The organism is Bacillus sp. FSL L8-0528, assembly GCF_038593085.1.
Classification (GTDB): Bacteria; Bacillota; Bacilli; order Bacillales; family Bacillaceae; genus Bacillus; species Bacillus paralicheniformis.
The window spans coordinates 863,701-887,794 of the sequence record NZ_CP151961.1; the positions used below are offsets into that span (position 1 = coordinate 863,701).

The 24,094-nt window shown below is 48.5% G+C and carries 22 protein-coding genes; 13 read left to right on the forward strand and 9 right to left on the reverse strand.

The window, feature by feature from the left end; genetic code table 11:
* Positions 1-93: 93 nt before the first annotated feature.
* From MHI30_RS04275 to MHI30_RS04295, 5 genes are all read left to right on the forward strand, one after another.
* Positions 94-1,299 carry an MFS transporter gene (locus tag MHI30_RS04275; RefSeq protein WP_075755135.1) on the forward strand — a complete coding sequence of 402 codons (1,206 nt, stop codon included), beginning with the start codon at positions 94-96 and terminating at the stop codon, positions 1,297-1,299.
* Positions 1,300-1,357: 58 nt separating this feature from the next.
* Entirely contained in the window at positions 1,358-1,795 is a 438-nt protein-coding gene (locus MHI30_RS04280; protein WP_342409912.1) for a hypothetical protein, read from the forward strand.
* 83 nt (positions 1,796-1,878) lie between these two features.
* Positions 1,879-2,031 carry a hypothetical protein gene (locus tag MHI30_RS04285; protein WP_154495827.1) on the forward strand — a complete coding sequence of 51 codons (153 nt, stop codon included), beginning with the start codon at positions 1,879-1,881 and terminating at the stop codon, positions 2,029-2,031.
* A 317-nt stretch (positions 2,032-2,348) separates the two neighbouring features.
* Positions 2,349-3,725 carry a sucrose-specific PTS transporter subunit IIBC gene (locus tag MHI30_RS04290; protein ID WP_142238644.1) on the forward strand — a complete coding sequence of 459 codons (1,377 nt, stop codon included), beginning with the start codon at positions 2,349-2,351 and terminating at the stop codon, positions 3,723-3,725.
* 42 nt (positions 3,726-3,767) lie between these two features.
* Complete coding sequence (locus MHI30_RS04295) at positions 3,768-4,610, forward strand: PRD domain-containing protein (protein WP_075755141.1); 843 nt, start codon at positions 3,768-3,770, stop codon at positions 4,608-4,610.
* A gap of 31 nt (positions 4,611-4,641) precedes the next feature.
* On the opposite strand, the gene MHI30_RS04300 is transcribed toward MHI30_RS04295, so the two are convergent.
* From MHI30_RS04300 to MHI30_RS04320, 5 genes are all read right to left on the reverse strand, one after another.
* Positions 4,642-5,148 carry a carbonic anhydrase gene (locus tag MHI30_RS04300; RefSeq protein WP_075755143.1) on the reverse strand — a complete coding sequence of 169 codons (507 nt, stop codon included), beginning with the start codon at positions 5,146-5,148 and terminating at the stop codon, positions 4,642-4,644.
* A gap of 11 nt (positions 5,149-5,159) precedes the next feature.
* On the reverse strand, positions 5,160-7,781 hold the full coding sequence (locus tag MHI30_RS04305; RefSeq protein WP_075755145.1) for a putative inorganic carbon transporter subunit DabA: 2,622 nt from the start codon (positions 7,779-7,781) through the stop codon (positions 5,160-5,162).
* The gene (locus tag MHI30_RS04310; RefSeq protein WP_075755147.1) at positions 7,778-9,310 is read right to left on the reverse strand and encodes an NADH dehydrogenase subunit 5; all 1,533 of its coding nucleotides are present in this window, start codon (positions 9,308-9,310) and stop codon (positions 7,778-7,780) included. Before MHI30_RS04310 ends, MHI30_RS04305 begins: the two co-directional genes overlap by 4 nt.
* A gap of 175 nt (positions 9,311-9,485) precedes the next feature.
* The gene (locus tag MHI30_RS04315; protein WP_016886253.1) at positions 9,486-9,860 is read right to left on the reverse strand and encodes a DUF2294 domain-containing protein; all 375 of its coding nucleotides are present in this window, start codon (positions 9,858-9,860) and stop codon (positions 9,486-9,488) included.
* Positions 9,861-10,130: 270 nt separating this feature from the next.
* The gene (locus tag MHI30_RS04320) at positions 10,131-10,682 is read right to left on the reverse strand and encodes a DJ-1 family glyoxalase III (RefSeq protein ID WP_075755149.1); all 552 of its coding nucleotides are present in this window, start codon (positions 10,680-10,682) and stop codon (positions 10,131-10,133) included.
* Between the two features lie 214 nt (positions 10,683-10,896).
* Here MHI30_RS04320 and MHI30_RS04325 point away from each other — a divergent pair, with 214 nt between their 5' ends.
* From MHI30_RS04325 to MHI30_RS04345, 5 genes are all read left to right on the forward strand, one after another.
* Entirely contained in the window at positions 10,897-11,871 is a 975-nt protein-coding gene (locus MHI30_RS04325; RefSeq protein ID WP_075755151.1) for a thiamine pyrophosphate-dependent dehydrogenase E1 component subunit alpha, read from the forward strand.
* 21 nt (positions 11,872-11,892) lie between these two features.
* Entirely contained in the window at positions 11,893-12,927 is a 1,035-nt protein-coding gene (locus MHI30_RS04330; protein WP_075755153.1) for an alpha-ketoacid dehydrogenase subunit beta, read from the forward strand.
* 22 nt (positions 12,928-12,949) lie between these two features.
* On the forward strand, positions 12,950-14,077 hold the full coding sequence (locus tag MHI30_RS04335) for a dihydrolipoamide acetyltransferase family protein (protein ID WP_075755155.1): 1,128 nt from the start codon (positions 12,950-12,952) through the stop codon (positions 14,075-14,077).
* An 18-nt stretch (positions 14,078-14,095) separates the two neighbouring features.
* The gene (gene lpdA / locus MHI30_RS04340) at positions 14,096-15,472 is read left to right on the forward strand and encodes a dihydrolipoyl dehydrogenase (protein ID WP_075755157.1); all 1,377 of its coding nucleotides are present in this window, start codon (positions 14,096-14,098) and stop codon (positions 15,470-15,472) included.
* Between the two features lie 101 nt (positions 15,473-15,573).
* Complete coding sequence (locus tag MHI30_RS04345; RefSeq protein WP_075755159.1) at positions 15,574-17,409, forward strand: sigma-54-dependent Fis family transcriptional regulator; 1,836 nt, start codon at positions 15,574-15,576, stop codon at positions 17,407-17,409.
* On the opposite strand, the gene MHI30_RS04350 is transcribed toward MHI30_RS04345, so the two are convergent.
* Positions 17,406-17,735, reverse strand: coding sequence for a YnfA family protein (locus MHI30_RS04350; RefSeq protein ID WP_162009199.1), 330 nt, complete (start codon positions 17,733-17,735; stop codon positions 17,406-17,408). The genes MHI30_RS04345 and MHI30_RS04350 overlap by 4 nt on opposite strands.
* Positions 17,736-17,918: 183 nt before the next feature.
* On the opposite strand from MHI30_RS04350, the gene glvA reads away from it, so the two are divergent.
* The 3 genes from glvA (at position 17,919) to MHI30_RS04365 (ending at position 21,755) form a co-directional block, all read left to right on the forward strand.
* A complete protein-coding gene (gene glvA, locus MHI30_RS04355; RefSeq protein ID WP_073426319.1) occupies positions 17,919-19,268 on the forward strand; it encodes a maltose-6'-phosphate glucosidase in 1,350 nt (449 codons plus the stop codon).
* 108 nt (positions 19,269-19,376) lie between these two features.
* The gene (locus MHI30_RS04360) at positions 19,377-20,147 is read left to right on the forward strand and encodes a MurR/RpiR family transcriptional regulator (protein WP_003179870.1); all 771 of its coding nucleotides are present in this window, start codon (positions 19,377-19,379) and stop codon (positions 20,145-20,147) included.
* Between the two features lie 15 nt (positions 20,148-20,162).
* Positions 20,163-21,755: an alpha-glucoside-specific PTS transporter subunit IIBC gene (locus tag MHI30_RS04365; RefSeq protein ID WP_075755161.1), complete on the forward strand. Its 1,593-nt coding sequence runs from the start codon at positions 20,163-20,165 to the stop codon at positions 21,753-21,755.
* A 150-nt stretch (positions 21,756-21,905) separates the two neighbouring features.
* Here the strand turns inward: MHI30_RS04365 and MHI30_RS04370 are convergent, their stop codons facing one another.
* From MHI30_RS04370 to MHI30_RS04380, 3 genes are all read right to left on the reverse strand, one after another.
* Positions 21,906-22,484: a class I SAM-dependent methyltransferase gene (locus MHI30_RS04370; protein WP_075755196.1), complete on the reverse strand. Its 579-nt coding sequence runs from the start codon at positions 22,482-22,484 to the stop codon at positions 21,906-21,908.
* A 107-nt stretch (positions 22,485-22,591) separates the two neighbouring features.
* Entirely contained in the window at positions 22,592-23,569 is a 978-nt protein-coding gene (locus MHI30_RS04375) for a glycosyltransferase (RefSeq protein WP_075755163.1), read from the reverse strand.
* Positions 23,570-23,721: 152 nt separating this feature from the next.
* A complete protein-coding gene (locus MHI30_RS04380; RefSeq protein WP_075755165.1) occupies positions 23,722-24,060 on the reverse strand; it encodes a winged helix-turn-helix transcriptional regulator in 339 nt (112 codons plus the stop codon).
* Positions 24,061-24,094 lie beyond the last annotated feature (34 nt).

The window sequence follows — 24,094 nt, forward strand, 5'->3', positions numbered from 1 at the left end:
ACGGCGCCTCATTTTCTTCGTGACAAAAGTGTAAAGACAGGTGTAAACTAATACTCATGTAAACTGCTAAGAGAGTAAAGAGGTGTTGTGAGTATGAAGAAGAACCGTCCTGTTTCAGAGCGCAGACTGCTTGGCATCGCCGGTCTCGGCTGGCTTTTTGATGCCATGGAGGTTGGCATATTATCGTTTATCATCGCTGCTTTGCACGCGGAATGGAAGTTGACGCCGCAGGAGATGAGCTGGATCGGCAGCGTCAACTCAATCGGCATGGCTGTCGGGGCATTTGTCTTTGGCCTTTTGGCTGACCGTGTCGGAAGAAAATACGTTTTTATGATTACGCTGCTGTTTTTCTCGATTGGCAGCGGGTTGTCCGCTTTAACGACGACATTGTGGGCATTTTTAGTGCTGCGCTTTTTCGTCGGTATGGGTCTTGGAGGAGAGCTTCCAGTCGCATCTACGCTCGTATCCGAAACGGTTGCGCCGGAGCGGAGGGGAAGAGTCGTCGTCCTGCTCGAAAGTTTCTGGGCGTTCGGCTGGCTGGCTGCCGCGCTCATTTCGTATTTTATTATTCCGGCCTACGGCTGGCAGATTGCTTTATTAATAACCGCGATACCGGCTATTTACGCCTTATATTTGCGGATCGCCCTGCCGGATTCTCCGAAATATGAGAAGCTTGCGCAGGAAAGGAAGCCGACCGTCGCGGAAAATGTGAAAAACGTCTGGTCCCGCAAGTATGCCCGGCCTACGGCCATGCTGTGGATTGTCTGGTTTTGCGTCGTCTTTTCCTACTACGGCATGTTTCTTTGGCTGCCGAGCGTCATGGTGATGAAAGGATTCAGCATGATCCAGAGCTTTGAGTACGTCTTGATCATGACGCTGGCTCAGCTGCCCGGCTATTTCTCCGCGGCATGGCTGATTGAAAAAGCCGGCCGGAAAATGGTGCTTACCGTCTACTTGTTAGGGACGGCTGTCAGCGCCTACTTCTTCGGATCGGCTGAATCGCTGGCGCTTCTGCTTGCGTCAGGCATGTTTTTATCGTTTTTCAACCTTGGTGCCTGGGGCGCGCTTTATGCTTATACGCCTGAACAATACCCGACATCAATCAGGGGGACCGGTGCAGGAATGGCAGCCGGCTTTGGCCGAATCGGCGGCATCCTCGGCCCGCTTCTTGTCGGCTATCTCGTCGCCCGGGGGACAGAGATTTCAATGATCTTTTTGATCTTCTGCGTCGCCGTTGTTGCAGCTGTCGCGGCCATCTTCTTTTTGGGAACGGAGACGAAGCAGAAAGAGCTTGCCTAATGTCCGAATTCTTCTTCATAATGGACGGGACGCGGGAATTTGGAAAGAGTTGATTGAATTGAAAAAGAAAGCCTTCATTACAGGTCTCTCGTTGTTGATTCTTGTGACGGGCTGTTATGTGTATAACGCCTTTTACGGAAATCCGGTCAGCCGCGCGCTGGCTGAACAAAAGCTATCGGCATACTTGCAGGAAGCCCACTCCGGCGAAACCTTAAATATGAAAGGGAGCTCCTATAATTTCAAGTTTGCTGAATACCTTTTTCGCGTGTCAGATGAGCGGAATGATGAGTACATTTTCAGCGTAAAAGGAGGCTTGCACCCGGCTGTCACAAACGATGGCATTAAAGAAGTCAGACAGGAAAAGACGAGAGCCAGAATAAGCAAAGAAGCTTCAAATGAGATCAAGGCAGAGCTTGAAAAAAAGCTGAAAAACGTAATCGACGTCCAAGTTTCTCTATCTGGAAGCTATATGTCAATACAGATTGGAAAAAACTGAAGCAAACAGAACCGATCGCTGTTACAGTTACCTTGAATTCAGGCCGGGACGGCCAGAGGCAGGTCTATGACCAGGCAAAAGCGGTGAAAAAGTTATTGAGCGGCTACCATTATGAAAACATTGAGATTGACAGTATGGGCTTAGACGGGGAAGACCGGCCCGGCTATGTGAAGTACAGTGTGCATGTTTTAAAGGACCGCGCGATAGCCATTGAAGATGTAGAGAAGGCGCTTTAACGCCTTCTCTTTTTTATATGCAGGATATATAGGCGGTTTGCACTATTGATGTCCATGCCCGAAGCGAATAGAATCATATTAAGAACAAATAAATATCGACGGGATTGTTACTGGTAAGGCAGGCAAGACCTAAAATGTGCTAAAGGAACTACAGACCTTAGTGTGCTTTTTTTGCGCCTATCGGCTGTTGCTTTCGCATGTTTTAGGTCTTTTTTTATTCCTTTCACCGGGGGTCTTTAGATGTGATGGCACATTTTTCATTTTGATCGTCTTCTGTTGATTTGATAGGATAGAAAAATTGGAGGAGGTAGATCCGGGTGCTGCAAAAAGAGATTGCAAGAGTTCTCTTGCCCCTCATTGGAGGCGCGGAGAATATCATCAGCATCAGCCATTGTACGACAAGGCTGCGCTTCAATGTCAGAGATGAAGAAAAAATCGATATAGCTGCTATTGAAAAGATGGAGTCTGTGCAGGGGACTTTTTTCAGATACGGTTTGTTCCAGATTATTTTCGGTACAGGTGTAGTCAATAAGATTTATAAGGAAATGATCCAATACAGCGATCCGGCTCCTCTTGAAGAAGCCCGCCGGGAGGCGCGGCCAAACATGAACATATTGACGCGATTTGCCAAAACGCTGTCAGATATCTTTGTGCCGATCATTCCTGCAATCGTTGCGAGCGGATTGCTCATGGGTCTCATCAGTGTGCTTAAAGAATTCAGCCTCGGCGCCTATGGCGGCCCGCTGATGAAAATGCTCGACATTTTTTCAAGTTCAGCGTTTGTCATTTTGCCTGTGCTGATCGGGTTCAGTGCAGCTAAACAGTTTGGAGCGAATCCGTTTTTAGGCGCTGTCATCGGCGGAATTCTGACCCATCCCGATCTGCTCGATCCTTCATTGCTCGGCAGCCAAAAGCCGGAATCCGTCGAAGTATTCGGCCTTGAAGTTCCTTTGATCGGATACCAGGGGACGGTCATTCCGATTCTCTTATCCGTCTATATAATGAGCAAAATCGAAAAATTCTTAAAAAGAATCGTCCCCCGTTCTTTAGATTTGCTCGTCGCACCGTTTATTACAGTCATGGCTTCGGGATTTGCCGCGCTGTTTATCATGGGGCCGCTCTCACTGATCATCGCCCATTTTGTAAGCGACTGTCTCGGGTTTGTTTATCATTTTGCGGGGGCTTGCGCCGGATTTTTATTTGGCGGGCTTTACTCCTTACTCGTTTTGAGCGGCCTGCACCACAGTTTTTATGTGATTGAAGCGTCGCTGCTCGCAGATCCCGAATACGGGGTTAATTTTCTGCTTCCAATATGGTCGATGGCCAATGTCGCGCAGGGGGGAGCGGGACTCGCCGTGTTTTTGAAAACAAAGAATGCCGGCATCAGAAAGATTGCGATTCCGGCTTCTCTCACCGCTTTTTTGGGAATCGTCGAACCTGTCATGTTTGGCGTCAACCTGAAGCTCGCCAGGCCGTTTATCGGTGCATCGATCGGAGGCGCCATCGGAGGTGCATACGCTGTTTTCACACACGTTGCGGCAAACTCTTACGGATTGTCCGGCATCCCGATGATTTCAATCATTCTTCCTCTTGGCACCGCCAATCTCATTCATTATTTAATCGCTTTTGCGATTGCGGTGATTTCAGCATTCATTGCGACTTTGTGTCTTGGCTTTAAAGATGAAAAAGAATAATTCCGTTTTCATTCATTAAAACAGGATGAAAGGAAGGCAGCTATGAAAGTAAAAAAAATCTTAAATAACAATGCGCTCGTCGTCAAGGATGGCGGCGAGGAAAAGATCGTATTAGGTTCCGGAATCGCATTTCAAAAAAAGAAGAATGATATTGTCGATAGATCTAAAATTGAAAAAATATTCGTAATGAAAGATTCATCAGAATACCGCCAATTTGAGGAGATCTTAAAAACGTTGCCGGAAGATCATATTCAGGTGGCGGAGGATATTATTTCTCATGCGGAAAAAGAGCTCGGAATCAAAATCAATGAGCGAATCCATGTTGCTTTTTCAGATCATTTATCATTCGCGATAGAACGGTTAAGCAAGGGAATGGTCATTAAAAATCCGCTGCTTCAAGAAGTCAAAGTCCTCTACACGAAAGAATTTCAAATCGGCCGCTGGGCAAAGGCCCTCATTAAAGAAAAGCTGAAGATCGATATTCCGGAGGATGAAGTCGCCAATATTGCACTTCATATTCATACAGCCAAAACAAACGCGGGAGATATGACAAAAACGCTCGATCTCACAACGATGATCAAAGATATTATCGAGATCATCGAAAACAAACTCAACATTAAAATAAAGGATGAGACGATTTCGTATGAGCGGCTTGTCAACCATCTCCGTTTCGCCATTCAGCATATCGAATCGGGAGAGACATTTTACGAAATGGATGGTGAAATGATCAGCCTCATTAAAAAGAAGTTTGGACAAGCGTTTATGTGCGCAGAAGAAATCGGGGCATTTGTGAAGCGGGAGTATGGTTTTGAATTTCCGGAAAAAGAGCTGTGCTACATTACCATGCATATTCAGAGATTTTATCAGCGGTCTGCTGTCGTGTAAAGAATGGTGTGTTTAAGAAAACGGAGCCCTGTTATCGGGCTCCGTTTTTGTTTAAGGCTTCAATTTCCGTTAAAACCGAATTTTCGATTAGAAATCCTTTCACTTTAACGTGCGAAGGGATTAACGGGTGCCGGCGGATGGCGGCGACACTTTTGTGTACACCTTCGGCCGCGTTTTTGCTCGGTGACAGCCATTCATCGATGCTGCTCTGCGTAAACTCCGGACTGCAGTTTTGGAAAAGGTACTCTAAAGTTTGCATTCTATCACTTAAATCTTTGTTTCTATTTAAAAGGTCAGAAATATCTTCATCTGCCGTTTGCTCGTGCTTATCGCGGACAATCCAGATTTCTTCCGCTTTGTTCCGGTGGACAAGGGTGATGATATCTCTCATCAAATCACCGTAGGGCTGTGAAATATCAGGGAAGACGCTTTTTAAAACGAGGGCGTTTTCAGGCTGAATATTCGCTGCCCGGCAGATGGTCTGTTCAAGCTGCTTCTCCATTCCGATAATCATCAGTATTTTTTTGTCTTCTTCCATGACATTTCACCTCATTTATTTATCGTGTGTGTCCAGTTCTTCCATTTTCCCTCCGGGTTAATAGATGCCAGGTGGATCCATCCGTTCTCGGCCTTTTGCCGGAAGCTGTGATCGCGGTCAAGGAGACGTTCGATAGCATCATCCGGCGCTTCGATCACGATCAGGAGCCTGAGAGGCGCATGATATATTTCGTCATCTGACCGCATGACGGACTGCCACGGGAGGCCGGCCAAAAGATCGCTTGCATTTCCTTGCATGACGCCGAGGCCTGAAGTAACGGTTTGGGTTGCCTTATTTCCGCTTCCATAATAATGCGGCGCAACGGTTGACGCGTAATACTGCAGATTGATCCATTGGGCAACTGTTCCAGGCCCTGAAATGATGCCGCTGAGGATGGAGCCGTCCTCGTCATTCCGCCAGTCATAGCTGTGCAGAAAAGCTCTTCCTTCAAGATCAGCTCCGCGTGTAAGCCGGCGTGTGCCGATGATGAATGAAGCATTTCGGGCCAGCCCCCATTCGGGACGGATTTCGCTCCAATCTTCGGCGAAGCGCTCAACTTCACTCCGCGGATTTTGGTAGCCGAGCTGCGGCAGCTCTTCTAAACGTTCGGCTCCGACAGTGCGGCTCACATCGGGAAGCACCGAGTTGATGCGGTCGAACGCTTGTTGAGCTTTAGCCGGAAGCTCAGGTACATAGAGCCACTGCAGTTCGTCCAATGTTGTAATGTGCTCTGCGGCGGCGAATACCGTATCATCCGGAATAAAAATGCCGTCGGAGCGGAGTCTCTGTCTGACGCTCGGAAGGTTGCATAAAGCGGCTAGGACGCGTGCGTTGAAAGCGCCTGATGCGCCTCCGCAGGCGCCGCAGTCCAGTGCTGATGCATAAGGGTTATTCGTGCTTCTGCTGGCGTGCCCGCAAATGACAACGAGCGGAGCGAACCGGTCAGTGATCCCCATCATCTTTAATGCCTGTCTGGCATAGGCGGCTTTTTCTTTATCCGTAAATCCGACCGGAATGCCGGATTCAGATGTTTCCATGCGATCAAGCGAGAGCTTTGCCTGAGGCTTCTTCAGCCATGTTTTCCGCGCATTCCGGAAAGCTTGCCCGGCTGCGCGGGGGACCAGGCTGCGCGCGGCCATTTGCACGCTCAGCCACGGCCCGCTCACTTCGGGAAGCAGCATACCCGCCAATAGATTCTGTTTCATCTTTTTAAAGGCGGAGCTCAGCGAGGATGCCGCTTTTTTATGTTCTTGGTACGATTTGAAACTTGATTCATCGGCCGTTTCATTTACTCGATGCTGAGGTTTAAGGATGACCGGCAGAGAGCTGTGAGTGTGCTTAGTGCCAAGCTCGCACGTTTCGATCGCCAGATTGAAAAAGCCCGCTGTTCCATACGTTTCAAAAGGGCCTGACTTTTCCAATGCCCGTCGGAACGGCTCTGAACGGACATCAATACAAAATGCAAGCTGGGCCAGCGCCGCTTCACTTTTGGCGGCAGCGGCAGGTTTGTTTGCCGTGATGAGATTTCTTACCTCAGCAGCGTATGATTGTTCCCACGCTTCCAGCCAGATGCGCCTGCGTGTTAGATCATCAAAGCGGCGGGCGAGTGTTAATCTCGCTTTTTGCTCTGCTGCTGAAAGTTTGAGCCATTCGTCAGGCGTCAGGAGGCCCCAATGCAGCCAGGCCGCAATCAAAGGAACGACCTGCATCTCTTTTTCAGGTTTTGGCTTAGACAGCGGCAAATAAGGTTCAATAAGCATCCATTCCATTGAAAGCCGGATGGCTAAATACTCGAGCAGCAGCCCTTGTTCATCCTGCGATTGCTGGGAACGCCAAAGCATCATCCCGGCCCATCCCGGAAGAGAGAGCAAATGAGCTTCAAGGTATGCCTGAACGTCTCCATCAGAAATATCAAGCGCTCGGAGTGCTCTTTTCATCGCGTCCCGAGGCTCTTCCGGCCACCCTTTCAGTCGTTGACGTTCCGCTCGCGCCAGGGCGGGATCATGTTCAACAAGCTGCCGCCAAGCGCTGTAAAACCCTTTCTCGCGATGCGGAAGCCGCCATGCCGATTGTGATTCATCGAGGAACAGCTTGCACCATTTAATCACATGATGATCAAGAAGGTGAGCGGTTTTCTGTCCGGCAAAAACGCTGAGCGGTTTGATTAAGCGTGTTTTTCGATCATCGATTGTCCCGCGCGCCGCTTGTTTGGCAAGCTTTTCGACTTGCCGGGATCTCAAGAGCTGTTCAGGGATTTCGTCGAGCTTGAGCGCAGCTTTGCAAAACGCTTCCGCTGTTTCCCTCTGCATGCCGGGCTGATATGAATCGAGCCAATGCGTCAGCTTTTTTTCAAGAATGGCCTCATCGATTTCTCCCCGTTGTTTTGCGGAGCGGAAAATGGAGGACTTTGGGTAAATATCAACATGAAGCTGCTGTTTAAGCTGCCGGGCCGTCTGTTCAAATGTCTGTTCTTCAAGACCCATCCACGGATGGCGCGCGGCAAAAGTTTCAATCGGCCATAGCGGCGCAATGACCCGTGCTGCTGATTGAACCGATTCATCAATATTAAAGTCCGCTGTCTGATGTTCATATTTGAAGATCAATTGTTTAGACAATGTGGGTGCTGCTTTCATGATTGACGACCTCCTTGAGTAAGATATTGGTCAAGATAATTCGGCCGTTCTTCGACCGATTCAAAATGAGGCTCACCCGTTTTTACAAGACGCAGATAAAGTGCGCCGGACCATGAAAAGCGCTGCCGAACGATCAAGGCGCCGGCCGCACTGCCGGCTAACAAAACGACTGCCGTTATAACGGCCGCCATTGCAGGCGGCTGCGCTCCTTGTACAACAGCTTCCTTCAGGAGCCCGTGTAAACCGGAATGAATGATGGCAAACGCGAGTGAAGCCCCCGATAAAATGAAAAGCCCGGCCATTCGTGTGACGCGTCCGTCATTGGCTGTGACAAGCTGTCTCCAAGCAATGAACAGTGCCCAGCCTAAAACAAGGGCGCTGATCAATTGATAGCCATCGTCCGCAGAGGAGACCCAGATTCCGATGACGACAGTAAGAGCAAAGACGCCGCCTATCATGTCCCAGAAAAGAGCCGGTCTGCCCCGTTTAGATGCGAACGATTCATAACGGCGCACCGCTGATCCGGCTTGCAGGAAAAGGGCGGCTTTGAACAGGCCGTGTAACATGAGGTGAATAACAGCCGCAATATAGGCCCCTAATGCGCATTGGACGAGCATAAAACCCATCTGCGCGACCGTTGAAGCTGCGAGCTGCCGCTTGTAGTCCGTCTGGACGATCATCATGCCCGTTCCGAGCAAGACGGAAAAGACGGCGGGAACAAGCAAAATAAGCTGCAGCCCATCACCGCTGAACATCGGTGCGAAACGGGTCAGCATGACGCCGCCTACATTTACGAGTCCGGCGTGCATGACCGCGGAAACGGGAGTCGGGGCGATTGCCGAATCGAGCAGCCAGCGATGAAACGGCCACTGTGCCGCAGGAATCATCACCGTTAAAATGATAAGGAGGCCGATCCCGGTTTTCTCCCATGAGCTGAGCTGTACAAGGCTTTCTTCCGCTATGGCGGATGATAATCGCCAGTGTCCCGTCGAAAGAGACAGCCAAAGAGCGGCAGCTGCTATCGCCAGCCAGCTGAGCGCAAAGATCCGGCCCGCATACAAAGCGGCATTTTTCGCCGCCTGCCACGCGCTGTTTAAGCCGATTAGCGCGGTCAAGCCGAAAAGCGTAATACCCCAGCATAAGAGGAGCCAGCGAAGATCATCGTTCAGCCAGGCGCATGAAGCGCCTCCTGTTGTAAGCGTAAGCAGCACAAAAAATTTACGGTAGGAGCGGTCGCCGAACAAATACCGGACAGAGTAGCGCTGGACGATGAAGCCGATGGTCAAGACAAACAAGGCGATCAGCCAAGCCAGCGAATCCAAGCGCCAAGGAGCTCCAGCTTGCCCGGGATTCACCGTTATCAATGCTGCCAGCGCGGCAAGCGGCGGCAGGGCGATGATCTTGGCGTGAATCCGTACATATGCCAATGGAACCTTTCGATTCAGGACGAGCAGTGCGCTGAACAAACAAAGCGCAAGCGACGCGAAAAATATTTTCAGCCAAAATAAAGAATCTAGCAGATCAAACATCCGGCATCCCTCCGTCGGGATGATGGAAAAGAACATACTGTTTCATGTCTTGCCTTCCTTTCTGAAAACGTAAAAAAAGCCGGTATATTCAGGATCGGCCTATTTCAGCCAATCTTTCTGAATAATACCGGCTTATCTTTAACTCATGTTCATGCTTTAAAGATCTTCCGTTTTTCTATGCCAATTTTTTTTGCAGGTCGTTTGCCAATTTAAATACCATGATCCGCTCGCCAGTGCGGGTGCTGATATCCGTGTGAAAGCTGATCGTCTCTTCACCGGTCAGCTCCTTCATTATGCGGCTCAGTTGTTCTATACCCGATTCCACCAAACCGGAGCGGGTTCTTTTAATTGACAGCAGGCCTTCTTTTGTACTGCAAAGTTCGTATTCGGCGGGCGTCAAAATACCGTTCAGGGAAATGATGACCATATTTCTGAGAATGTCTGTTTTAACAGACACGGAGCCGCGGCCCAAATAGTCTTTTTCCCATTGGGTTAAGGTTTTGCTGATCTCCGCCTCCAAAGACCCCTTCGTCACTTTCTGTTTTTTCAATGTTATATCCTCCTGAAAAACGGTATATTTCTTTTCCTTATACATGAATATAGGGAAAATGAAATATACCGTCCTATCAAAATGTTAATGTCATACATGGCAAAGGTTGCTTTTTCACGCGACCATAATGGGATTATAGCCGAATGCTAAAGCTCTTTTGCATGAGATTACAATTATTGATTTTACGGAATTACTTTTTAAATATCATATCTTTTAAGATTTATGATGTCAATACCGTTCTTTTATTGGATAAAAAAGAGGAATGCCGTCTTAGCAGACGAGCATTCCCTTGGCAACTGCATCGGCTTTTTCTTTGCCGTTCAGCAATTCGGCAAGCTTGAGGGCAAATGGAATCGTGGTCGCCGGGCCTCTGGAAGTAATGATGTTTCCATCCACGACAACAGTTTCATTTGCAGTGACATCCGCTCCTGTCAAATGTTCTTCAACTCCGGGATAGCAGGTCGCTTTTTTTCCGCTGACAAGCCCCGTTTTTCCGAGCGTCATCGTTGCGGCGCAGATAGCGGCGACATATTTTCCTGCATCCGCCGCTTCTGTCAGCGTCTTGTGCAAAGCTTGGTGTTCCAGCATTTTTTTGCTGCCTACATTTCCGCCCGGAAGAATCAGCATATCCGCTTTTTGAAAATCAGCATCCTCAAACATGACGTCTGCCTCGACGATGATGTCATGCCCGCCTTTCACGCTGCGGGATGGATCAAGCGAGATGGTGACAGTCTCGACTTCAGCCCTCCGTAAAATATCAATCGTTGCTATCGCTTCGATTTCTTCAAATCCGTCGATTAAAAAAACATACGCTTTCTTCATGAAAAAAACCTCCTTCGTCTCTACCGTTCATTCTAACTGCGGCAAAGACATTTCCGCAACCGACGAAGTAGACAAATTGAGACACCCGTCTCGTTTTGTCTCTTGTTCTGGAAGGATGTCCGCCTGAAAAGCGGCTTATGTTCGCGTCGAAGAGTTGGCACGATTTTTGCATCATAATGTGTGTGAGTAAAAAAAAGACAGGAGGTTTATTCATATGGAAGAGGTACTGACAAAGGAAAAAGCGGTGTGGATGTATCAAAAAATGCTGGAAATCCGCCATTTCGAAGATCGGGTTCATCAGCTGTTTGCTAAAGGAATACTGCCGGGCTTTGTCCATCTTTACGCCGGAGAAGAAGCGGTTGCCGCGGGCGTCTGCGCCCATTTAAATGACGAAGACACCATCACGAGCACACACCGCGGCCACGGGCACTGCATTGCAAAAGGGTGCGACTTGAAGGGGATGATGGCCGAGATATACGGAAAATCTGCGGGACTTTGCAAAGGAAAAGGCGGATCGATGCATATCGCAGACTTTAACAAAGGGATGCTTGGCGCAAACGGGATCGTCGGCGGGGGATTTCCCTTGGCCTGCGGAGCTGCCCTCACTGCAAAGTATAAAAAGACTAAAAATGTAAGCGTTTGCTTTTTTGGCGACGGAGCCAACAACCAGGGGACGTTTCACGAAGGGATCAACCTTGCCGCCATTTGGAAGCTGCCTGTCATATTTGTCGCCGAAAACAACGGGTATGGCGAAGCGACGCCGTTTTCCTATGCGTCAAGCTGCGAGTCGATTGCAGATCGTGCGTCCGCCTATGGGATTCCGGGCATTCGCGTGGATGGAAAAGATGCGGCCGCGGTTTTCCAGGCTGCGGGCCGGGCGATAGAGCGTGCCAAAAACGGAGAGGGACCGACGCTCATTGAGTGTATGACATACAGGAACTACGGTCATTTTGAAGGAGATGCCCAGCGCTACAAAACAAATGAAGAAAAGGCGGTGCATCAGGAAGAAAAAGATGCCATTGCCGCGTTCAAAAGCGAATTGTTGGCAAAAGGGCTGATGAGTGAAGAAGAGCAGTCGCGGATTGAAAAAGAAGTTGAAGAAGCGGTGGAGGAAGCGGTCGCATTCAGCGAAAAAAGCGCTTATCCGGAAGAAACCGAACTGCTGACAGATGTATATGTATCTTATTAATTCATGAAGGGGGAAGGAAACATGACAAGGGAAATCAGCATGTCAGCCGCATTGAATGAAGCGATCAAACTTGCGATGAGAAAGGACGATCACGTCATTTTAATGGGGGAAGATGTCGCAGGAGGAGCGAATGTTGATCATCTGCAGGATGATGAAGCATGGGGCGGTGTGCTCGGCGTCACGAAAGGGATTGTTCAGGAATTTGGACGGGAGCGCGTCCTTGATACGCCGATCAGTGAAGCGGGGTACATCGGCGCAGCCATGGCGGCGGCTTCAACAGGTTTAAGGCCGATCGCGGAATTGATGTTTAACGATTTTATCGGAACATGTTTGGACCAGGTGCTGAACCAGGGAGCGAAATTCCGCTACATGTTTGGCGGCAAAGCGGAAGTTCCAATTACGATCCGGACGACCCACGGCGCGGGCTTTAGGGCAGCCGCCCAGCATTCGCAAAGCTTGTATGCCCTATTTACAAGCATTCCCGGCCTGAAAGTGATTGTTCCGTCGACCCCGTACGATGCGAAAGGCTTATTACTCGCTGCGATTGAGGATCAGGATCCGGTTATCTTTTTTGAAGACAAAACGCTGTACAACATGACAGGCGATGTGCCGGAAGAATATTACACGCTGCCGATCGGAAAAGCCGATATCAAGCGGAAAGGCGCTGATGTAACGATTGTCGCAGTCGGCAAACAGGTTCATACGGCGCTTCAAGCGGCGGAACATCTCTCACTTCGGGGAATCGAAGCCGAAGTCCTTGATCCGAGGAGTCTTTCGCCGCTTGATGAAGAGGCTGTCCTTTCATCTATAGAAAAAACAAACAGGCTTGTGATCGTCGATGAAGCCAATCCGAGATGCAGCATTGCCGCGGATATCGCATCATTGGCGGCAGATAAAGGATTTGATTCGCTTGACGCACCGGTTAAAAAGGTGACGGCTCCGCATACGCCGGTGCCATTTTCACCGCCTCTTGAAGACCTGTATTTGCCGACACCGGAAAAAGTGGTGAACACCGTGCTTGAGATGCTAGGAGAAACCTCAACACATACGGTGTAAAGATTGGAAAGGAGAGGAGAACATGGCTGTCGAGGTTGTCATGCCGAAATTGGGAATGTCGATGAAAGAAGGTACGGTTTCCGTCTGGAATAAAAAAGTCGGTGAAGCCGTTGAAAAAGGAGAAAGCATTGCCAGCATCAATTCCGAAAAAATCGAAATGGAAATCGAATCTCCGGCAAACGGAACCGTGTTGGACATCAAAGTGTCCGAAGGAGAGGGAGTGCCGCCGGGAACGGTCATCTGCCAGATCGGGAATGAAAACGAACAAACGCCGGAAAGTCAAACAAAACAGCCGGATCCCCCGAAAGAACGGATTAAAATTTCTCCGGCTGCACGCAAAATCGCGCAAAGCGCAAATATAGACATCAAAACGCTGAAAGGCACAGGGCCCGGGGGGAGAATTACGAAAGCGGATGTGCTGCAGGCGCTTCCCGACAGGCCGAACAAGCAGGCGGATAAGGCGGAAGATCGTCCGCCGGCAAGCCCGATGAGGAAAACGATTGCCGCAAGAATGACGGAAAGCCTGCAAAACAGCGCCCAGCTGACGATTACGATGAAGGCGGACATCACGAAATTAACAGCCCTGCAAAAACAGCTCAATGAAACAGCCCAATCCAGGTATGATACAAAGCTGACGATCACTGATTTTGCCGCAAGGGCAGCTGTTTTTTCGCTTTTGGATCATCCGGCCATGAACAGCGTTTATCAAGACGGAAGGCTTGCGACCTTTGAGCACATTCATTTAGGAATGGCGGCCGCTTTGGATGAAGGCCTGGCCGTTCCCGTCATCCGCCATGCCGAGCGGCTCCCGCTGATCGATCTGGCCAAGAAAATCAAATGGTACGCCAAAAAAGCGCGGGAAGGCCGGCTTCTGCACGACGAAATAGAAGGATCGACATTTACGATTACAAATCTCGGCGCATATGGTGTCGAGCACTTTACGCCGATCTTAAATCCGCCGGAAACCGGGATACTCGGAATCGGCCAAATGTATTCGGCCCCCGTTTATCAAGACGGAGAACTGACAAAGGGCGCCATTCTGCCGCTCAGTCTGACTTTTGATCACCGCGCGCTTGATGGTGCGCCTGCCGCAGCATTCCTTTCAGATGTAAAAAAATATTTGGAAGATCCTGCATCGATTCTTTTATAGAGAGAAGGTGGATAGACTGTGACACTCGCGATTATAGGAGGGGGACCTGCGGGTTACGTGGCGGCGATAACAGCCGCCAAGAATAGCAGAGAAGTCATCCTGATTGAAGATGGCCCCCTCGGAGGGACGTGTTTAAATGAAGGGTGCATACCGACAAAAACGCTTCTTGAAAGCGCCGATATGTTCGAGAAAGTAAAGTCCGCCGGCGCATTCGGCATCGGGCTGTCAGGCGAAAGCCCGACGGTTCAGTGGCAGGCCGTCCAAAGCCGTAAAAGAGAGATCATTCAGCGGCTCGCCGGGGGTATTAAATATTTGATGAATAAAAACAAAATCAAGGTACTGCAAGGAAAAGCATCGTTCTTGTCGGAACACGACATACTTGTTGAAAAGGGCGGAAAACAGGAGGTCATCAATGCCGGTCATGTGATTATAGCGGCAGGAGCGGAACCTGCCGCACTGCCTTTTGCGTCTTTTGACGGGAGCTGGATCATCCACAGCGGAGATGCCATGTCATTGCCGTCCATCCCTGAAACGATTTTTATTATCGGCGGAGGAATCATCGGTTGTGAATTTGCCAGTATATACAGCAGGCTGGGAGCGAACGTAATTATAGCCGAGCAAGCGGAACAGATTTTGCCTGAGGAAGATCCGGATATTGCCGCCTTTCTGCACACAAGTCTTGAAGAGTCCGGCGTCCGTGTTTTCACATCTGTACAAGTGGAGCGTCTTGATCCTGCCTGGCGGCGCGTCTTTCTGAAAAATGGCGATGATAGCTTTAATATTCAAGCGGATCGATGTCTGGTCGCCGTCGGCCGAAAACCGAGAACTGCTGATCTGAAGCTTGAGCATATTGGTGTCCAATATGACAGGAAAGGGATTCAAGTCAACCAACATATGCAGACAAACATTCCGCATATTTATGCGTGCGGGGATATCACAGGCGGGGTTCAGCTGGCGCATGCCGCTTTTCACGAAGGAATCGTCGCCGCATCCCATGCCTCAGGCAAAGACATGAAGGCCAACAGTGAAATCATTCCGCGCTGCATCTATACCTCGCCTGAGATCGCAAGCGTCGGCTTAAATGAAAAAAAAGCGAGGGAGCGCTACGGGGATGTTCGTATCGGTGAATTTCCGTTTTCTTCAAACGGAAAAGCGCTTATTTTAAATGAGGCTGCCGGTAAGGTCAAGATCATCATAGAGCCGGAGTATCAGGAAATTGTCGGGGTTTCGATCGTGGGTCCGAGAGCAACCGAACTGATCGGCCAGGCAGCCGTGATGATGCACGCTGAGCTGACGGCAGACGCAATGGAGCACTTCATCGCGGCTCATCCGACTCTTTCGGAAACGATTCACGAAGCTTTGCTGCAAGCCGCAGGTCAGGCGGTTCACTGCTGAATAATGGAAAACTTCGCACAGCAGGTAAGTGCGAAGTTTTTTTATCGATATTGAAAGCGCTTTTATAATATAATGAGGAAAAAGCATTAGGAGAGGATGGAATGAATCCGACGCCCTGCTATTTAAATACGTGGAAACGTTTTGTTCAGGAGGGGCTCCTTGACCAGGCCCGCTTGAACAAAAGAGTCATGGAATCATGGTACCGCTGCAAAAGCCGAAATGTAAATCCGTATTTAGATAAAGGACAGTCAATTTTAAAAAAGGATTTATTCAACGCTCAAAAAAAGAAACACTCGTTATTCCTCGATATCGCCCTGCCTTATTTACACAATATCAGCCGTGAATTAAAAGAGTCGGAAATGATGGCGCTCCTGATCGATGCCGACGGGTACGTATTGAGCTTGGCCGGATGCCTGAGGACGCTTGAAGAGGCGAAAAAAATCAATTTTGTTGAGGGGGTGCGCTGGACGGAAACAGAAGTCGGCACGAACGCCATCGGAACCGCCCTTGAAATCGGCGAAGCTGTCACCATTCACGGGACCGAGCATTTTTCAGTGGCATCCCATCATTGGAGCTGTTCTGCTGCACCGATTCGCGATGAAGACGGCACCGTTATGGGTTTGATCGATATTTCCTGTCTCACGGATAGAAGGCATCCCTTTATGCTTGGGATGGCTGCTACTGCCGCACACGCCATCGAGCGCGAGGTCAGCGTACACACGAAAAAAAACGAAGCCGAGCTCATCAGCCATTGTCTGGAAAAAATCGATTCGGATCAGCCGTTTATCGTGTGCAATGAAAAAGACAAAATCGTAGCTGCGAGCAGACCGGTGCGGGAACGTTTTTCTGACTGGAGGAGAATGGATGTCAATGATCTGTATGAGCGCGGGTTTACCGGCGTGCACAAGCAGCCGATTTTCTCCGCCAAAGACGGGAGGCCCCTCGGAAAGTCGATGGCACTGGCTGAAGTGTCCCGCAAAAAAACAGCTCCATCACTCGTACCCCGTTTCATCTATCCGGGAGAAACAGGAACAAGCCGGGCGTTTCAGCAGGCGCTTAACGACATGAGGCTTGCGGCTCAGACGGATGCGAATGTATACATATGGGGGGAGACGGGCTCCGGAAAGGAACTTGCCGCAAGGGCCATTCATCAGGCAAGCGCCCGGAGAAACGGCCCTTTTATCGCCGTCAACTGCGGCGCCATTCCTGAAAGCTTGATGGAGAGCGAATTGTTCGGCTATACCGAAGGCGCATTTACAGGAGCAAAGCGCCGCGGTTCAAAAGGAAAGTTTGAGCAGGCTCACCGCGGTACGATTTTTCTCGATGAAATCGGTGAAATCCCTTATCAGATGCAAGTGGCGCTCTTAAGGATCATCGAAGAGCGGAAGGTCACTCCGATCGGCGGAACCCGTGAAGTTCCCCTCGACATCAGAATCATCACAGCAACACACCGTGATCTGAAAGATCTTCTCCAAAAAGGAAAGATACGTGAAGATCTGTATTACCGCCTTCATGTTTATCCGGTAAAAGTACCGCCGCTCAGAGAGCGCAAAGAGGACATACCTGATTTGTTCCGCCACTATCAGCAGCAACACGGGTGGAAGGCCGATTTTCCGCCGATTTTTTTCAAGCGGCTTCAAGAATATCACTGGCCGGGAAACGTCCGTGAGCTCTTTAATACGTTTGAAAGGCTCAGGGTTTTATTTCCGGACGGCGGGCTGATCGCCCCCTCCCAATACAGTGCGGTGCTGGACGGACTCCATTGGAAAAGCGGCGCGCCTTCTGAAGAAGACCGGCTCACATTCAGAGAACGTGTTCAAAAACAAACGATGATGGAAGCTTTGCAAAAAACGAAAGGAAATGTGTCCGAAGCGGCCAAGCTGGCCGGAATTCCAAGAAGCACATTTTACAAGCGGCTTCGAAAATATAACCTTTAGCCTCTCGGCGCCCAAAGCATGACGCTGACGCCGGCTAAACAGATCACAGCCCCGGCCCAATCATAGAGGTCGGGGGTTTTTTTGTCGACCAGCCACCCCCAAAGCACAGCCAGAATAATAAATACGCCCCCGTACGCGGCATAGACGCGCCCGAACGATGGAAATGCCTGAAAAGCCGGGATGACGCCGTAAATGATTAAAGTCAGCCCTCCGGCCAACCCGTACCACAATGGTTTGGATTCCCTCAGCCACAGCCATACGAGATAGCCGCCCCCGATTTCAGCCAAACCCGCCAGTAAAAATAAACCGATTGCGATCATCATCAACAACACACTCCAATTCACGTGAATTGTCTCTATTCTACACGACATAAAACGGCCGGGAAAGTTCCCGTTTTTCGGGAAAATAAACAGAACGCGAGTATAGGAACTGTCTCCCCCGAACCTGTTGGAACGGCTCCTTCAGCATGATATAAGTAAATTGTAAACGCTTATAAGGGGGCTTTAAAAATGGATAAAACGTATTCGATTGTCATTGCAGGCGGAGGAAGCACATTTACCCCGGGGATTGTATTGATGCTCTTGGACAATCTGGATGATTTCCCGATCCGACAGCTGAAATTGTATGACAATGATGGAGAGCGGCAAGACAAAATAGCCGGCGCCTGTGAAGTGTTGGTTAAAGAAAGAGCTCCGCATATTCAATTTTTAGCGACGACCGATCCGGAAGAGGCGTTTTCCGATGTTGATTTCGTCATGGCTCATATCAGAGTCGGTAAATATGCAATGCGTGAGCTCGATGAAAAGATCCCTCTGAAATACGGAGTCGTCGGCCAGGAGACGTGCGGACCCGGAGGGATTGCGTACGGAATGAGGTCGATTGGCGGCGTGCTTGAGCTCATTGATTATATGGAAACCTATTCGCCTGACGCGTGGATGCTGAACTATTCAAACCCGGCTGCAATCGTCGCCGAAGCGACAAGAAGGCTGCGGCCGACATCAAAAGTGCTGAACATTTGCGATATGCCGATCGGTATCGAAGACAGGATGGCTCAGATTCTCGGACTGTCTTCGCGGAAGGAGATGGTTGTCCGCTATTACGGCCTTAATCATTTTGGCTGGTGGACGTCAATTTGTGATAAAGACGGCAACGATCTGATGCCGGCGATCAAAGAGCATGTCAGGAGGTTCGGCTATATTCCGGAACAGGAGCATGAAAAGGCTGAGGCGAGCTGGAATGACACGTTCAAAAAAGCGCGGGAAGTATTTGAACTCGATCCTGAGACGCTTCCAAATACGTATTTGCAATATTATTTTTATCCTGATGATATGGTGAAAAAATCAAACCCTGAATTTACCCGGGCGAACGAAGTAATGGAAGGGCGGGAGAAATTCATTTTCGGCGAGTGTGAAAAAATCGCAAAAGCCCAATCCAGCGCCGGCAGCAAAATCGAAATTGATGATCATGCTTCATATATTGTCGACCTTGCGCGCGCCCTTGCATTCAATACCGGTGAACGGATGCTTTTAATCGTTGAAAATAACGGAGCGATCCAAAACTTCGATTCATCGGCGATGGTAGAGGTGCCTTGCATTGTCGGCAAGAACGGTCCGGAGCCGATCACAATCGGCAAAATACCGCAGTTCCAAAAAGGGCTGATGGAACAGCAGGTGTCGGTTGAAAAGCTTGTCGTTGAAGCCTGGATTGAAAAATCGTATCAAAAGCTTTGGCAGGCTCTGATTTTGTCGCGGACTGTGCCGAATGCACGAACAGCCAAACTGATTCTCGATGATCTGATTGAAGCGAACAAAGGCTATTGGCCGGAGCTCTCCGCGGAAAATCTTCAGCTGTCGCTTTAAGGATGAAAGCGCCTGGGGCTCCTGAGCCAGACCGCCAGCCCAGGCATATCCCCCCATTTATTCTCGTATTTTATATAATAGAGACAGAGAATAAATGGGGGGAAAATGATGCAGTTGGAAGAATTAATGAACAAGCATTATAAAAAATTGAACGAAAACGATTTTCATGTTTTGAAATATATTTTGAACCATCAAGACACTTGCTACAAGCTGGGCATCAACGAATTAGCAAAGAAGTGCAATGTATCCCGCACATCGATTTTAAGACTTTCTCAAAAACTGGATTTCAGCGGGTACAGCGAGTTCAGGGTGTTTCTGAAGTGGGAGGCCGAGAAGCGGGAAGAAGAGCGGGAAGATTGCCGTTCCTTTGAAAGCCTCATGAGGGATATGGAAGCGAGCATGAAATATTTGAAAAATACGGATTTGCGAAAGATGTGCCAGCTCATTGACGAAGCGGACCGGATTTTTGTCTATGGTTCAGGCACGGCTCAGACGACGTGCGCTTATGAGCTGCAGCGAATGTTTGTTTCTCAGCACCGTTATTTGACGGTGATCAAAGATCAAATCGATTTCGACCTCATGTTTCCTGATTTTAGCACGGCCGATCTGATCATCATCATTTCGCTGTCAGGAGAAACCCCGTCGCTGATTCCGCAGGCACAGTCTTTGTCGGCTAAAGGCATTCCTTTTATCTCTTTGACGAATTTGAAAAATAATCTGCTCGCCCAGCTCACTCCTTACAATCTCTATGCGCCGAGCCAGACGGTGACGGTTTATCCAAAAACAGAGCTGACCGCTTTTGCACCCTTTTTTCTCGTTGGGGAAGCGCTGTTTCGCAGCTATGTCGACTATGCTGAAGAAAAGAAAAATCAGGAGTAACAGGGGGGATTCGCATTGATGCAAAAAGTACAGCGGTTCGGAAGCGCCATGTTTGTGCCGGTTTTGCTATTTGCTTTTGCCGGGATCGTCGTGGGCCTCAGCACATTATTTAAGAATGAGCAGCTGATGGGATCGCTTGCCAGTCAGGATACCTTTTGGTATCAATTCTGGTATATCCTTGAGGAAGGCGGCTGGACCGTTTTCAGGCAAATGCCGCTGTTGTTTGCGGTCGGAATTCCGATCGCACTGGCAAAAAAAGCGCAAGCGCGGGCATGTTTGGAAGCGCTTACTACTTATTTGACCTTCAATTATTTTGTCAGCGCTATTTTGACTGTATGGGGCGACTTTTTCGGAGTTGATATGACTCAGGAAGCAGGAGGAACAAGCGGGCTTGCAGAAATTGCCGGCATCAAAACCCTTGATACGAACATTATCGGGGCGATTCTGATTTCATCGATTGTCGTTTATATCCACAACCGCTATTTTGATAAGAAGCTGCCCGATTTTTTAGGGATTTTTCAAGGCTCTTCATTCGTCGTCATTATTTCATTTGCGATTATGCTTCCGGTAGCACTGGCAACCGCGTGGATTTGGCCGATGGTGCAGGACGGCATTGCGTCGCTGCAAAGCTTCCTTGTCGCCTCAGGTGCTTTCGGTGTATGGGTTTACACATTTTTAGAAAGAATTTTGATCCCTACGGGCCTGCATCACTTCATATACACGCCATTTGTTTTCGGCCCGGCCGTAGTTGAAGGCGGGATTGTCACCTATTGGGCGCAGCATCTCAGCGAGTTTTCAGCAAGCTCTGAACCGTTGAAAGAGCTCTTTCCTCAAGGCGGATTCGCGCTCCACGGAAACTCCAAAATCTTCGGAATTCTGGGGATCGCACTAGCCATCTATGTAACAGCCAAAAAAGAAAAGAAAAAAATCGTTGCCGGTCTGCTGATTCCGATCACGCTGACAGCGGTAATTGCGGGGATCACGGAGCCGATTGAATTTACGTTTTTGTTCATTTCGCCGCTGCTGTTTTTCGTACACAGCCTCTTGGCCGCGACGATGGCAACCTTGATGTATGCTGCAGGGGTGGTCGGAAATATGGGCGGCGGTTTAATCGAGATTTTAACGCTCAACTGGATCCCTCTGTTTCATCAGCACGGCAGCACTTATGTTTTTCAAATTTTGATCGGCTTGTCTTTCACCGCCATTTACTTCTTCGTATTCAGGTTCTTGATTTTAAAATTGGATATTGCCACGCCGGGGCGTGAAAAAGACCAGCAGCAGGAGACAAAATTTTATTCGAAAAAAGATTACAAGGCGAAAAAAGAATCCGAAAAAGAGGTTTCTGCGGCGCAGGAAATTGCTGAGACCGATCAGGCGGTTCTTTGCATCAAAGCGCTCGGCGGAAAAGAAAATATAGCTGAAGTGACGAATTGTGCGACAAGACTGAGAGTCAGCGTGTATGACGAATCGAAAGTGGAGCCGGACAGTACGTTTAAGTCCTTTGGCGTTCACGGTGTCGTCAGAAACGGAAAAGCCTTGCAAATTATCATCGGTCTTTCGGTTCCGCAAGTCCGTGAAAGGGTTGAGAAGCTGCTGGATCAATCATAATTGTGCCGGGGAAAATAGCATCTCCTGAAACGACAAATGCAAGTTGCGGAGACTTGCATGTACGATTGGGGGGATGCTCTTTTGATGCAGAGACAAGCTAACGCTTCACAGGTTATCCGCATTAGCTCGCTGCATGCCAATTCCCGCTTATTATCTTTTTTTGCAGTTCAGCACGTAAATTTCATTCTTCAGCTGTTCAGATGTTTTAATGACGACTTTTTCGCTGCCATGAAAATCCAATATGCCGTCGTATCTTTCGATGACTTCGTCAATATGTTTGAAGTGGCGGACATGGGCGCGTGAATCATAGTTAGGCACAGAAATCACCATATCGCTTCCTTGAGGAAGACTTGATAAAAACGCTTTGTCTTTCTCTATATGCTCTAACACTTCCAGCAAAACAAAAACATTGTATTTTTGCAGCATCCGGACGATCGTCTCGTCATATACATTCCCTTCGATGAAAGTAAACGAGGGATTATACCTTTTGGCTTCTTCAAGCATTCCTTTGGAAAAATCGATGCCTAAATATTTTCTGTATCCTTTGTCATATAAAAGCTTTGCGAATCTCCCTGTGCCGCAGCCGATATCAACAATCGTTTCATCTTTGGACTCCGGCAATAGACGTGCAGCTTCTTCATACACCTTTTTCCAAGGGCTTTTTTCAAGCGGAATCAGATGTCGGTCAATAAATTGATCATAAAACTCAGCGGGCATTTCCGTTCCCATGTTTTTCACCTCGAAATCTTTTAAATCATCAGTAATAGAAATTATATGTCCGGAAAGAAAATGCGTGCGGGAACAATCCCGCCGGATAAGAAAAGTGGATCCATTCATCACCGTTTCCGCTGCTCCAAAAAATCTATTATCGCGTCTGCTATTTCTTGTGCGCGCGCATGATAGGTATGCCGCGAATGAACGAGACGGTAGCCGTTGTCTGTGATACGCTGCCTTTCTTTTTCCTTTTGAAGATAGTATTTTGCTTTGTCATAAAAGTCTTCAACTTCACAACCAATGAAATGGGTGCCGTCTTTAAAACCAAGATCGTAAATATCTTGATTTGGTTCCGCCAGCAACAGCGTTCTGCAGGCAGGAGCTTCAAAAAATTTTAACAACGGGTAGCGAAGGGTGCTTCCGCACGTGAAAAATATCTTGGCCCTGTTCAGTTCCTGGGCATACTTTTCATTTAAAAAAGCCTGCTTGATTTCTTCTTCATCAGTTATGACATTGCCGGGATGGGGGTGGTGAACAAACCCTTCTTCATGCTTCATGGTCTGCAGTACAGCTTCCCTAAAATGGTACTTTCCTTTTGGAGGGTATCTTTTGTTTCCTTCATGCACGAGCCCCATGAGCAAATAGTCTATCGTTTTTTTTAACTTCCAGTCCTTGAATATTTCTGGATCAACTGCCCATGGGACCCATCTGAATTTTTCTTCGTACTGGGGATATTCATTTAAAAAATGCTCTTTTGTCACTGAAAAAATTAAATCAATCTGGTTTTCTTCGAAATAACTGCTTCTGATATGTTTATTAAAATGAGAATCGATCACAAACGCGCCGGTGGGGATGTTTGTATCCTTGAGCCCCCTTATGTTTGGGGATAATGAAAAGCCGTAGGCAATGTCGTAGTGGAAAATGAAATCAGGGCGAAATTGGATTTTGTCCAATATATCCGGAAGATAGCCGTCTGTATGCCAGTACATGACTTCGGCAAACTCCTCCAGAGATTTCATCATTTTATACTTTACTTCATGTTTGGGCATGGTCTTCCAAAACGTTTTAATCAGAACCAATATTTTTAAGCATCTCCGCATTTCTTTCTCCTCTCAGGATGTAATCTTTCCCTATTTAATATATGAGGATTAAAAATTGATGTTCAGGCAAGCATGAAAAAGGCGGGAACTGAAAAATATGCGGAATAAAACGGCAAAACAAAAAGGCGATGCACCTGAGATGCACGCCTTTTTTAATGATTTTTCCGTTCATTGGTATCGTCCAGATCGATCCATTCCTGCGACCATTTTTCCATTCCTTTAAGGACCGATTCGAGCGCCTGTCCTTTTTCAGTCAGGGAGTATTCGATCCGCACCGGAGTTTCTGGATACACGTGCCGGTGGATGATGCCCTCGTGTTCGAGTTCTTTTAATCTTTCGGATAACAGCCTTCCGCTGATGGGAAGGGAAGATTCTATATGGCAAAACCGCTGCGGGCCGTTAAGAAGCTGGTGAATGATGAATCCGTTCCAGCGCTGACTTATCATTTTCATTCCTTTTTCAAATTTTGGACATAAAGATGATAGGCTCATATTCCTCACCTCTCTAGGTCTATTATAACGGTAT

What these genes read in the sequence shown, in the direction of transcription:
- MHI30_RS04275 (WP_075755135.1), top strand. Translation starts at nt 94, where the DNA reads ATGAAGAAGAACCGTCCTGTTTCAGAGCGCAGACTGCTTGGCATCGCC.
- MHI30_RS04295 (WP_075755141.1), top strand. Translation starts at nt 3,768, where the DNA reads ATGAAAGTAAAAAAAATCTTAAATAACAATGCGCTCGTCGTCAAGGAT.
- MHI30_RS04300 (WP_075755143.1), bottom strand. Translation starts at nt 5,148, where the DNA reads ATGGAAGAAGACAAAAAAATACTGATGATTATCGGAATGGAGAAGCAG.
- MHI30_RS04305 (WP_075755145.1), bottom strand. Translation starts at nt 7,781, where the DNA reads ATGAAAGCAGCACCCACATTGTCTAAACAATTGATCTTCAAATATGAA.
- MHI30_RS04310 (WP_075755147.1), bottom strand. Translation starts at nt 9,310, where the DNA reads ATGTTTGATCTGCTAGATTCTTTATTTTGGCTGAAAATATTTTTCGCG.
- MHI30_RS04320 (WP_075755149.1), bottom strand. Translation starts at nt 10,682, where the DNA reads ATGAAGAAAGCGTATGTTTTTTTAATCGACGGATTTGAAGAAATCGAA.
- MHI30_RS04325 (WP_075755151.1), top strand. Translation starts at nt 10,897, where the DNA reads ATGGAAGAGGTACTGACAAAGGAAAAAGCGGTGTGGATGTATCAAAAA.
- MHI30_RS04330 (WP_075755153.1), top strand. Translation starts at nt 11,893, where the DNA reads ATGACAAGGGAAATCAGCATGTCAGCCGCATTGAATGAAGCGATCAAA.
- MHI30_RS04335 (WP_075755155.1), top strand. Translation starts at nt 12,950, where the DNA reads ATGGCTGTCGAGGTTGTCATGCCGAAATTGGGAATGTCGATGAAAGAA.
- MHI30_RS04345 (WP_075755159.1), top strand. Translation starts at nt 15,574, where the DNA reads ATGAATCCGACGCCCTGCTATTTAAATACGTGGAAACGTTTTGTTCAG.
- glvA (WP_073426319.1), top strand. Translation starts at nt 17,919, where the DNA reads ATGGATAAAACGTATTCGATTGTCATTGCAGGCGGAGGAAGCACATTT.
- MHI30_RS04360 (WP_003179870.1), top strand. Translation starts at nt 19,377, where the DNA reads ATGCAGTTGGAAGAATTAATGAACAAGCATTATAAAAAATTGAACGAA.
- MHI30_RS04370 (WP_075755196.1), bottom strand. Translation starts at nt 22,484, where the DNA reads ATGGGAACGGAAATGCCCGCTGAGTTTTATGATCAATTTATTGACCGA.
- MHI30_RS04375 (WP_075755163.1), bottom strand. Translation starts at nt 23,569, where the DNA reads ATGCGGAGATGCTTAAAAATATTGGTTCTGATTAAAACGTTTTGGAAG.
- MHI30_RS04380 (WP_075755165.1), bottom strand. Translation starts at nt 24,060, where the DNA reads ATGAGCCTATCATCTTTATGTCCAAAATTTGAAAAAGGAATGAAAATG.